General features: G+C 57.3%; 1 protein-coding gene. It reads right to left on the bottom strand.

The genetic code is table 11. From position 1 onward, the window contains the following. Positions 1-211: 211 nt before the first annotated feature. The gene (locus B7G66_RS14495; RefSeq protein ID WP_003621455.1) at positions 212-1123 is read right to left on the bottom strand and encodes an acid phosphatase; all 912 of its coding nucleotides are present in this window, start codon (positions 1121-1123) and stop codon (positions 212-214) included. Positions 1124-1382 lie beyond the last annotated feature (259 nt).

Genomic DNA, 1382 nt, shown 5'->3' with positions numbered 1-1382 from the left:
AGACGCCGCCTTTTTGAAAAAAGGCGGCACCCAAAAACTTTTCTGATTTTTTATCAATGATTTGTTTTCAAGCAATCTCTAAAAGTTTTAGGGAAAGTTTTTAACGATATTTTGTAAGGCATTGCCTTTTTTAAAAAGACCCCACTTTAAAAAGACCAAGCCGCTTAACTTCTGTGCGTCCTTACTGAAAGCGTCCTTACCGGGGACAGCCTTACTGGGGGGAATGGGCTGCGGCGTCGTCTTCCTGCGCGCATTCACCGGGATCGGGCGGCGGCAGGTGGGCGGGGGGATGATCGCGCAGGGCCTCGATTTCCGTACGGGCGGCGTCAAGACCCTGCGCAAAGTCCGCCTCCTGCCGCATGGCGGTATACAGCACGGCCCCATTCATCCATCCCGCCGTGACATCACTGTGCCAGTGGACGCCACAGATCACACGGCTTTCACCATAGATGCGCGCCCGGCGCATGATCTGGGCCGTACGCGTGGGCAGCAGGTCCGACAGTACAGCCCCCGTCATCCATCCCAGCGTGGCATAGTCGGAAGGATAGGACGGCGTATGCGCCACCTCCCCCCGTTCGGCCACGCACAGGGGCAATTCCATCGCGGAATAGGGACGCGGGCGGTTCCATTGCGCCTTTTCCAACGCAATCACGGGTTCAACCCGTGCCTCCATCCGTGTCAGCAACGCTTCCAGCCGTGGCAGATGGGCAGGTGACAGCGTAAAACCCGCCGCACAGGAAAAAGCGGACAGCATATGTCCCACCCCATGCCGGGCATCACGCTGCGCCAGTTTCCACCGCCCGCTGCCTTCCTGCACACGTGTATCGGCAAAGATGCTGGCATCGGCGGCGCTGCCTGCGGTTTCGGCGGCTGGAGGCGGAGGCAGGAACACCCGCCCATCCGGCAAGGGCGGGCCGGACAACGATGGGCCGGACGGTGCGGGATGTGCGGGGGACGGTGACATCGCCAGCCCCATGCCCACCACCAGCACAGATGCCCCCACCACGGCACGCGCACCGGAATGTCCGGGCCACCAGCCTTTCGATCCCCTATGGTACCGTTCCCGGTGTTGCAGCCCCTTGCGTCGCGCCCCCCTGCGCCGCGACAAAAATCCCCTGTCCATGCTTTTGCATCATTCCTTCAGAAACGCCGAACGGGCTTTATTGCATATTCCCAATCAGAGACTGCCTGAAAAACAGCCCCCGTAACCTACCGGAATCATAAAAGTTTTTGATGCAGCTTTTTTCAGGGAACGTTGCAAGGACGAGGCATTATCTGGGCAAAAGCAATTCCCCGACAACTTTTATCATTCTTTAGAGACTGTTTGAAAAGTCAGGATCGATAACACACTGAAATTATAAAGGTTTTTGGTGAAGCTTTTT

Origin of the sequence: Novacetimonas hansenii JCM 7643, assembly GCF_000964405.1 — a bacterium.
Lineage (GTDB): Bacteria > Pseudomonadota > Alphaproteobacteria > Acetobacterales > Acetobacteraceae > Novacetimonas > Novacetimonas hansenii.
The sequence above is the reverse complement of the archived record's forward strand: the minus strand, read 5'-3'. Positions and strand labels throughout refer to the sequence as shown.